This is a genomic window from Variovorax sp. KBW07, from assembly GCF_003852515.1.
GTDB lineage: Bacteria > Pseudomonadota > Gammaproteobacteria > Burkholderiales > Burkholderiaceae_C > Variovorax.
The window spans coordinates 2,501-6,017 of sequence record NZ_QAJK01000210.1; the positions used below are offsets into that span (position 1 = coordinate 2,501).

The following is a 3,517-nucleotide window of genomic DNA, read 5'->3' on the forward strand; positions in this document are numbered from 1 at the left end:
GCTGATGGAAACTGCACATTCGTAAAGGTTTAGTGCAGACCGTGCCATCAGCAACATAGAATTTTTGATTGCGTCAAAAGAAACTTCAATTTCGAGTCAAATCGAATTTTGAATGTAACGGCATAACGCGCCAGGTGAAAGACCTGGCAATTCCTTGAAACGATTTTGGATCTCCACAAGGAGAGTTCAAAGTTATAGGGTCAAGTGAATAAGAGCACGTGGTGGATGCCTTGGCAATGATAGGCGACGAAGGACGTGATAGCCTGCGATAAGCTTCGGGGAGCTGGCAAATTAGCTTTGATCCGGAGATTTCCGAATGGGGAAACCCACCGAAAGGTATCGCATAGTGAATACATAGCTATGCGAGGCGAACCGGGTGAACTGAAACATCTCAGTAGCTCGAGGAAAAGACATCAACCGAGATTCCGAAAGTAGTGGCGAGCGAAATCGGAGAAGCCTGTTAGTGATAGCACAAGACATAACGGAACAGCTTGGAAAGGCTGGCCATAGCGGGTGATAGCCCCGTACGTGAAATGACCTGTGTGGTACTGAGCTAACGACAAGTAGGGCGGGACACGAGAAATCCTGTCTGAATATGGGGGGACCATCCTCCAAGGCTAAATACTCATCATTGACCGATAGTGAACTAGTACCGTGAGGGAAAGGCGAAAAGAACCCCGGGAGGGGAGTGAAATAGATCCTGAAACCGCGTGCTTACAAAAAGTAGGAGCCTCGTAAGGGGTGACTGCGTACCTTTTGTATAATGGGTCAGCGACTTACATTCAGTGGCAAGGTTAACCGAATAGGGAAGCCGTAGAGAAATCGAGTCCGAATAGGGCGATCAGTCGCTGGGTGTAGACCCGAAACCAAGTGATCTATCCATGGCCAGGATGAAGGTGCCGTAACAGGTACTGGAGGTCCGAACCGACTAGTGTTGCAAAACTAGCGGATGAGCTGTGGATAGGGGTGAAAGGCTAAACAAACTTGGAAATAGCTGGTTCTCTCCGAAAACTATTTAGGTAGTGCCTCAAGTATTACCATCGGGGGTAGAGCACTGTTTTGGCTAGGGGGTCATGGCGACTTACCAAACCAAGGCAAACTCCGAATACCGATGAGTACAGCTTGGGAGACAGAGCACCGGGTGCTAACGTCCGGACTCAAGAGGGAAACAACCCAGACCGCCAGCTAAGGTCCCTAAAATTGGCTAAGTGGGAAACGAAGTGGGAAGGCTAAAACAGTCAGGATGTTGGCTTAGAAGCAGCCATCATTTAAAGAAAGCGTAATAGCTCACTGATCGAGTCGTCCTGCGCGGAAGATGTAACGGGGCTAAGCCAGTTACCGAAGCTGCGGATTTGCAATTTATTGCAAGTGGTAGGAGAGCGTTCTGTAAGCCTGTGAAGGTGCGTTGTAAAGCGTGCTGGAGGTATCAGAAGTGCGAATGCTGACATGAGTAGCGTTAAAGGGGGTGAAAAGCCCCCTCGCCGTAAGCGCAAGGTTTTCTACGCAACGTTCATCGGCGTAGAGTGAGTCGGCCCCTAAGGCGAGGCAGAGATGCGTAGCTGATGGGAAACAGGTCAATATTCCTGTACCGTTATATAGTGCGATGTGGGGACGGATCTTAATAGGTCATCCAGTTATTGGATTATTCTGGTTTAGTTGGATGTAGGCGTGCACTAGGCAAATCCGGTGCACATATACCGAGGCCAACGATCGAGCGGACTTGTCCGTGAAGTGACTGAACGAGGTTCCAGGAAAAGCCACTAAGCTTCAGCTATATACGACCGTACCGCAAACCGACACTGGTGCGCGAGATGAGTATTCTAAGGCGCTTGAGAGAACTCAGGAGAAGGAACTCGGCAAATTGACACCGTAACTTCGGAAGAAGGTGTGCCCTATTAGTGTGTAGTGAACAACGAAGCATGAATGGGTTGCAAAAAATCGGTGGCTGCGACTGTTTATTAAAAACACAGCACTCTGCAAACACGAAAGTGGACGTATAGGGTGTGACGCCTGCCCGGTGCTGGAAGATTAAATGATGGGGTGCAAGCTCTTGATTGAAGTCCCAGTAAACGGCGGCCGTAACTATAACGGTCCTAAGGTAGCGAAATTCCTTGTCGGGTAAGTTCCGACCTGCACGAATGGCGTAACGATGGCCACACTGTCTCCTCCTGAGACTCAGCGAAGTTGAAATGTTTGTGATGATGCAATCTCCCCGCGGAAAGACGGAAAGACCCCATGAACCTTTACTGTAGCTTTGTATTGGACTTTGAACAGATCTGTGTAGGATAGGTGGGAGGCTTTGAAGCAGGGTCGCTAGATCTTGTGGAGCCAACGTTGAAATACCACCCTGGTGTGTTTGAGGTTCTAACCTAGGTCCATTATCTGGATCGGGGACAGTGCATGGTAGGCAGTTTGACTGGGGCGGTCTCCTCCCAAAGCGTAACGGAGGAGTTCGAAGGTACGCTAGTTACGGTCGGACATCGTGACGATAGTGCAATGGCATAAGCGTGCTTAACTGCGAGACTGACAAGTCGAGCAGATGCGAAAGCAGGACATAGTGATCCGGTGGTTCTGTATGGAAGGGCCATCGCTCAACGGATAAAAGGTACTCTGGGGATAACAGGCTGATACCGCCCAAGAGTTCATATCGACGGCGGTGTTTGGCACCTCGATGTCGGCTCATCTCATCCTGGGGCTGTAGCCGGTCCCAAGGGTATGGCTGTTCGCCATTTAAAGAGGTACGTGAGCTGGGTTTAAAACGTCGTGAGACAGTTTGGTCCCTATCTTCCGTGGGCGCTGCAGATTTGAGGAAGCCTGCTCCTAGTACGAGAGGACCGGAGTGGACACACCTCTGGTGTATCGGTTGTCACGCCAGTGGCATTGCCGAGTAGCTAAGTGTGGAAGAGATAACCGCTGAAAGCATCTAAGCGGGAAACTCGTTTCAAGATGAGATCTGCCGGGGCCTTGAGCCCCCTAAAGAGTCGTTCAAGACCAGGACGTTGATAGGTCAGGTGTGGAAGCGCAGTAATGCGTTAAGCTAACTGATACTAATTGCTCGTGCGGCTTGACCCTATAACTTTGATCGATCCGATCAAGGTGTTATGCCAAGTTGACGCATTCAAAATAATTCGCCAAAAGCTGATTCCAAACTCTATGAATTCGTTTGCTTGATCGCGTGATCAAGCAAACAACCCTTTATGCCTGATGACCATAGCGACGTGGTACCACTCCTTCCCATCCCGAACAGGACAGTGAAACGCGTCAGCGCCGATGATAGTGCGGGTTCCCGTGTGAAAGTAGGTCATCGTCAGGCTCTTACAGCCTCAAAAAGCCCAATCAGAAATGATTGGGCTTTTTGTTTTGCTGAAACAGATTCAGATCTGCACGAAGCAAATAGAAAGCGCCCCATCCATAAAAGATCGGGGCGCTTTTTTTATTGGGCGAACAAACGCCACACGCCTCAGATATTGCGGATCACCGAGGCGTCCGCATCGGCCGCTCCTGAGGCAAGCAGCTC

General features: G+C 50.0%; 2 rRNA genes. Both read left to right on the top strand.

The annotated features are described in order from the left end of the window. Positions 1 to 198: 198 nt before the first annotated feature. A 23S ribosomal RNA gene (locus tag DBV14_RS31655) occupies positions 199 to 3,072 on the top strand. 128 nt (positions 3,073 to 3,200) lie between these two features. Beyond that, positions 3,201 to 3,313, top strand: a 5S ribosomal RNA gene (gene rrf, locus DBV14_RS31660). The last annotated feature ends 204 nt before the right edge of the window (positions 3,314 to 3,517 follow it).